Genomic DNA, 6298 nt, shown 5'->3' on the forward strand with positions numbered 1-6298 from the left:
GCCCGCGGTTCGTTCAATAGATCAGATGGTCAGACCGATCGGCCGATCAGACCGGTGACAGTCCGGCCCGCTCCTCCACCAGCGCGGTGATCCGGCCGATCACCTGCTCCAGGGTGAGCTCGCTGGTGTCCACCAGCACCGCGTCCGCGGCCTGGGCCAGCGGCGCCGTCTCCCGCGAGGAGTCGGCGGCGTCGCGGCGGGCGAGGTCGGCGGCCATCGCGGTGATGGTCGCCTCATCGACGCCCTTGGCCCGCAGCTCGGCCGCCCGGCGCCCGGCGCGGGCCGCCTCGGAGGCGGTCAGGAACACCTTGACGGTGGCCTGCGGGAACACCACGGTCCCCATGTCCCGGCCCTCGGCGACGATGCCGCGCTCCGCGACCTCGGCGCAGCCGCGCTGCAGCTCCACCAGCCGGGCCCGCACCGCCGGCACCGCGGAGACGGCACTGACCTGCGCCGTCACCTCGGGGCCCCGGATCGGACCGGAGACGTCCTGGCCGTCGACGGTGATCGTCGGCCCGTCCGCGTCCGTACCGGACACGATGACGGGCTTGCCGCACGCGACGGCCACCGCCTCCGGGTCGTCGACGTCCACGTCGTTGGCCAGCATCCACCAGGTCATCGCCCGGTACATGGCGCCGGTGTCCAGGAAGCTCAGGCCCAGCCGGGCGGCGACCGCCCGAGAGACGGTCGACTTGCCGGAGCCGGAGGGTCCGTCGATGGCGACGACGACCGGGGCGTGCGCTCGGTCGGCAGTGTCCACGGGGGCGAACCTCTCTCTGAGCATGCTGAGGCATGGAAGCCGACGCCTGCGCGGGCGGACGGCCGGGGATTGTCTCCCTCAAGGTTAATGGACCGCCGCCGAACCCCGTCCCGGGCGGGTCACCACAAGCGGCCCCGTCACCACAAGCGGCCCCGTCACCACAAGCGGCCCCGTCACCACAAGCGGCCCGATCACCACAAGCGGCCCGGTCACCACAACCGCCCGGTCACCACAAGCACCCGGTCACCACAAGCACCCGGTCACCACGAGGACGCCGACGCCAGCGCGCCCGCCAGGTCCGGCCCGCACGAGCCCTCCAGGTGCACCACACCGTCCGACGTCTGAAGCCCGAGGTGCCAATCGTCGTCGTCCGCGCACCGGACCAGGCAGAAGAACGAGAAGCGGATGAAGGCGACCGCCCCGCCCAGGGGCTCGCCCCGCACGTCCTTGACGGAGATGCCGTCCGTCCTCACCAGCCTGGCCCACTGCGACCCGCTGACCTCCCGCACCCGCTCGATGGTCCACCCCTCCGGCAGCTGGGCCGCCGCCAGCGCCGCCTGCGCGGCCGCCGGGTCCACCGGCTCCCGCCGCACCTCCAGCACCGCGTTCCCGAGCCGGGGCCGTACGTACACGCCGTCCCGTTCGATCCCGAGCACCCCGCCGACGAAGGCCATCGACCGTTCGACGCCCAGGCGCTCCCACACGAACGGCACCTTGGAGACGTGCGAGGGGAAGGCGTTCTCGGTGAACCGCACCCGCCCGTCCCGCCACTGAAAGCTCGTGCGCGGCTCCGGCCCCGCCTCGGTCAGGGTGTGGGCGAAGAAGGCGGTGATCCAGCCGGAGACGAAGTCCCCGCCGGACTCCGACTCCCACTTGTACAGCGAGCGCCAGAAGCCCTCGTCCACCGGCCCGCCGGCCGCCGTGGCCGCGATCTCCGCCAGCACCGGGCGCAGCCCGGCGAACCACGGCCCGAGCGGCTCGAACCACTCCGCCAGCTCCCCGGCCCGCCGCGCCAGCAGCGCCCAGTCCTCGGCCGTGCCCTCCAGCCGGATCCGCGGGATGCCGCACATCGAGATCCAGCGGAACTCGTAGTACGGGCTGACCACGTCCATCAGCGCGACCAGCACCGAGGAGACGTCGTCCGGCGTGGTGGTCGAGAAGGAGGGCTGGAACAGCTCCACCAGCTCCGGCCCGATCTCCTTCGCCAGCGGCTCCCGGACCAGCCGGATCGACCGCGCCCAGTCCGGGTCGGCGTCCAGCAGGCTGTCGTCCCTGACCTGGATGGTCCGCTTCTCGCCGGGGGTGGCGCTGAACAGCCCCTCGTACTTCTCCGCGTTCAGCCGGACGTGCACCGCGACCTCGTGCACCACCGCGTACCAGAGCACGTCCGGCGACAGGCTGAGCGGCAGGTGCTCCGCGAAGGCGATGTGCGCGGCGCGCAGGAGCAGGCTCCAGGTCGGCTCCGGCTCGGCGAGCTCCGGCTCGTACTCCTTCGGCGCCGCCAGCAACGTCCCCGTACTGCGGTGGTGGACGCTGAACGACCCACCGACCACGGCCGCCAGGAAGCCGTCGTTCCCGACGACCTCCAGCTCCGCGACATCCCCAGGCTCCCGCCCGTCCCCGAGCGCAACCTCGATGATCACCGCACCTCCAGCACCGCGTGCCCAAGCCGGGGCCGCAGGTACTCCCCGTCCCGCTCGATCCCGAGCACCCCGCCGACGAAGATCATCGACTGCTCGACGCCCAGACGATCCCACAGGAACGGCACCGTGGACAGGTGCGAGGGGAAGTCGTTCACCGCGAAGGCGTCCCGGTGGTACGGCGAGCGTGCCGCCGCCCGCCAGTCGAAGGTCTGCCGCAGCCTGGGCCCGTCCGGGGACTGGGTGTGGGCGAAGAAGGCGGTGAGCCAGCCCGTCACCAGCGGCCCGCCGGACACCGACTCCCACTTGTACAGCGAGCGCCAGAAGCCCTCGTCCACCGGCCCGCCGGCCGCCGTGGCCGCGATCTCCGCCACCACCGGGCGCAGCCCGGCGAACCACGGCGCCAGCCAGTCGAAGCGCTCCGCCAGCGCGCCCACCCGGGCCGCCAGCAGCGCCCAGTCCTCAGCGGTGCCCTCCAGCCGGATCCGCGGGATGCCGCAGCGGGTCTCCCAGCGGAAGGCGTAGTACGGGCTGACCACGTCCATCAGCGCCACCAGCGCCGAGGAGACGTCGTCCGGCGTGGTGGTGGAGAAGGACGGCTGGAACAGCTCGACCAGTTCCTCCCCCAGTACCGCCGCCAGCGGCTCCCGGACCAGCCGCACCGACCGCGCCCAGTCGGCGTCCCGGCCGGTGGCGTCCGGCCCCGCCAGCGAGTCGTCCCGCACGACGAGCGTCCGCGACCGGTCCGCCGCGCCGAACAGCGCCCGGTAGCGCGGCGGGTACATCCGTACGTGCACCGCGACCTCGTGCACCACCGCGTACCAGAGCACGTCCGGCGACAGGCTGAGCGGCAGGTGCTCCGCGAAGGCCGCGTGGGCGGCGCGCAGCAGCAGGCTGCAGGTCGGCTCGGGCTCCGCGAACGCCGGCTCCGCGAACGCCTCGACGAACTCCGGCCGGGCGGGCTGCGGCCGGGGCCGCTCGACCATCGCCGACACGCTGCGGTGGCGGACCAGGAACTCCCCGCCCACCACCGCCCGCAGGAACCGCTCGTTCCCGAGGTCCACCGGTTCCCCGGCGAACCCGTACCGGGTCTCCCCCAGCGGCAACTCGATGATCACGCCCGCCCCCTCACCACCCGGCCCGCCGCCCGACCACCGCACCCGACGGGTGGGTCAGTCCCGAACGCTCCACCCACTCGCGCGCAGCGCCACCGTGAGCCGCTTGACGGCCGTCGGCGCCACCGACAGCTGGACGAAGCCGACCTGCTGCCCGTCCGAGTGCTCGATCAGGACGTCCTCGATGTTCACCCCGGCCTCGCCGACCTCCCCGAACAGCCGGCCCAGCTCGCCCGGCTGGTCGCCGAGCACCACCGAGACGGTCTCGTACCGGGTGGGCGGGGCGCCGTGCTTGCCGGGGATGCGGGCCTGCCCGGTGTTGCCGCGCCGCATCACCGCTTCGATGCCCTCGGCACCGGAGCGGCGGATGCCCTCCTCCTCCGCCGCCAGGGCGCGCAGCGCGCTGACGGTCTCACCGAGGTCGCCGGCGACGTCCTCCAGCACGTCGGCGACGGCGCCCGCGTTGGCGGACAGGATGTCGACCCACATCCCGGGGTTGGAGGCGGCGATCCGGGTCACGTCGCGTACGCCCTGGCCGGACAGCCTTATGGCCGTCTCGTCGGCGTGCTCCAGCCGGGCCGCGACCAGCGAGGAGACCAGCTGCGGGGCGTGCGAGACCAGGGCCACGGCCCGGTCGTGCGCGTCCGCGTCCATCACGATCGGCACCGCGCCGCACAGTGCGACCAGCTCCAGCGCGGCGTTGAGCGTGTCGGTGTCGGTGTCGGCGGTCGGGGTGAGCACCCAGGGGCGGCCCTCGAACAGGTCGGCACGGGCGGCCAGCGGCCCGGAGCGCTCGCGGCCGGCCATCGGGTGACTGCCGATGTAGTGGACGGTGTCCAGGCCGAGCGCGGCGATCTCGCTGCCCGGACCGGACTTCACACTGGCCACGTCGGTGTACCAGTGCGCCAGGTTGCGGCGCTGGCAGTCCGCCAGCACCTTGCCGACCAGCGCCGGCGGGACGGCGATGATCGCCAGGTCGACCGGGCCCTCGGCCGGTTCGGTGGTGCCGGCGCCGAGCGACTCGGCGGTGCGGGCCGCGTCCGGGTCCGCGTCCTCCAGATGGACGGTCAGCCCGCGGGCGGCCAGGGCCAGGGCTGCGGAGGTGCCGATCAGGCCGGTGCCGACGACGACGGCAGTGCGCATGGCGGGTGGCTCTCCTCGATCACGGTTCTCGACTGGACGGTTTGTCACTGGCGGTTCTCAACAGGTGCCGGTGTCGCGACAGGTACCGGAGTCGGCCGGGAACACCCGGGCCCATCCTCCCACCCGACGGTCCCCCGAAACCCCCGACCCCGAGAACCCCGCCGACAACTCCGGTAACCCCGCCCCCGGCAACCCCGGCAGTCACCCCGTCGGCAACGCCGCCGGCAACCCCGCGGACAACTCGTCCCCGGCAACCGCGCCGACGGCCCCCACCTCCGGCAACCGCGGTGCCCCGCCCCCCGTCCCACACAGTGCACACGCCGTGCCCCGGGAAATCCGGCGACGCCCGGCCCCGCGCGGGGCAGACTGGCCGCCCGAGGGGGACGGCGGGGCGAGCCGCGGCACACCGGACGCGAACAAAGGGGTTGCGCATGGACGACCAGCGGGACGATCAGCACAGCAGTCACACCGGGCCGTCGAAACCGCCGGCCGTACCGGCCCACCCGTCCGTCCTGGACTCCGTCGTGGTGTACGCCGAGGGCGCGGTGTGCCGGCGCCGGGCCACCGTCCCGGTCCCGCCCGACGGACGGCTGCGGTTGACCGGCCTGCCCGACTCGCTGCACGCCGATTCGCTGCGCGCCCGGGTGCTCGCCGGCCCGGCCGGCACGGCGGTCGTCGAGGCCCGACTGGAAACCCTCGCCGAACTCCACGAGCCCGGCGAACTCCCAGTACTGCGACGCGAGTTGGACGAGGCCATGGAACGCCAGGGCGCGCTGAACGAGCGCCACCGGCTGGTCCAGGCCGCGATCGCCGAGACCACCGCCCTGCGCGCCGTCCCACCGCAGCGCCGCCCCGACGAACCACTGCGCCGCACCCCGGCCGAGGCCTGGCTGGAGCTCGCCGACTTCGTCGACGAGCGGCTGGCCGGCCTCCAGGAGCGCGCCGAGCGGCTCACCCGGGAGATCGAACTCGCCGACCACGAGCGCCAGTTGGCCGCCGACCGGCTGGACTGCGCGTCCACCGCCGAGCGGACCGAACCGGTTCAGGCCACCGACACCGTCCTGCTCACCCTGACCACCACGCCCGGCACCCCCGGCACCAGCACCGGCACCGAACCGGTCGAGCTGGAACTGGAGTACGGCGTCCCCACCGCCCGCTGGGTGCCCACCTACCGCCTCAGCCACCGCACCGGCGACGACACCGCCCACCTGGTCCTGCGCGCCGCCGTCGCCCAGTACACCGGCGAGGACTGGACGGGCGTCCGGCTCGCCCTCTCCACCGCCGACCTGGAACGCCGCACCGACCTGCCCAGACTCGCCTCACTGCGGATCGGCCGCAGCCAGCCCGCCCCGCCGCCCTCCGGCTGGCGCGAGCCCCCGGCCGGCCTGTCCGACCTCTTCACCGGCTACGACGCGGCCGCCGCCGACCGCCCCGCCCCCCCCCCCCCCCCCCCCCCCCCCCCCCCCCCCCCCCGCCCCCCCCCCCCCCCCCCCCCCCCCCCCCCCCCCGCCCCCCACCGCCGAGGCCCTGGCCGCCCTCGCCCCCGGCGCCACCGTCTACCTGGCCGCCCGGGTCCTGCTCGGCGTCGCCTCCGCCGCGATCCTGGCGCCCGCGCTCGGCCTGATCAGCCACGCCCACCC

General features: G+C 74.6%; 5 protein-coding genes. 1 reads left to right on the forward strand and 4 read right to left on the reverse strand.

Going from position 1 to position 6298, the window contains the following annotated elements; genetic code table 11:
• Positions 1-46 precede the first annotated feature (46 nt).
• The 4 genes from cmk to BG452_RS01440 all read right to left on the reverse strand — a co-directional run bounded on the left by cmk (position 47) and on the right by BG452_RS01440 (position 4658).
• Positions 47-784, reverse strand: a complete 738-nt coding sequence (gene cmk, locus BG452_RS01425; protein WP_188302233.1) for a (d)CMP kinase — start codon at positions 782-784, stop codon at positions 47-49.
• A gap of 236 nt (positions 785-1020) precedes the next feature.
• The gene (locus BG452_RS01430) at positions 1021-2403 is read right to left on the reverse strand and encodes a DUF4419 domain-containing protein (RefSeq protein ID WP_188302234.1); all 1383 of its coding nucleotides are present in this window, start codon (positions 2401-2403) and stop codon (positions 1021-1023) included.
• Positions 2400-3518 carry a DUF4419 domain-containing protein gene (locus BG452_RS01435; RefSeq protein WP_317620852.1) on the reverse strand — a complete coding sequence of 373 codons (1119 nt, stop codon included), beginning with the start codon at positions 3516-3518 and terminating at the stop codon, positions 2400-2402. The genes BG452_RS01430 and BG452_RS01435 overlap by 4 nt, the downstream gene beginning before the upstream one ends.
• 54 nt (positions 3519-3572) lie before the next feature.
• On the reverse strand, positions 3573-4658 hold the full coding sequence (locus BG452_RS01440; RefSeq protein WP_188302235.1) for a prephenate dehydrogenase: 1086 nt from the start codon (positions 4656-4658) through the stop codon (positions 3573-3575).
• A gap of 431 nt (positions 4659-5089) precedes the next feature.
• Here BG452_RS01440 and BG452_RS01445 point away from each other — a divergent pair.
• Positions 5090-6298 (forward strand): DUF4139 domain-containing protein (locus BG452_RS01445; RefSeq protein WP_188302236.1); only part of this gene is annotated, 1209 nt, incomplete at its 3' end.

Origin of the sequence: Streptomyces sp. CBMA123, assembly GCF_014596465.1 — a bacterium.
GTDB lineage: Bacteria > Actinomycetota > Actinomycetes > Streptomycetales > Streptomycetaceae > Kitasatospora.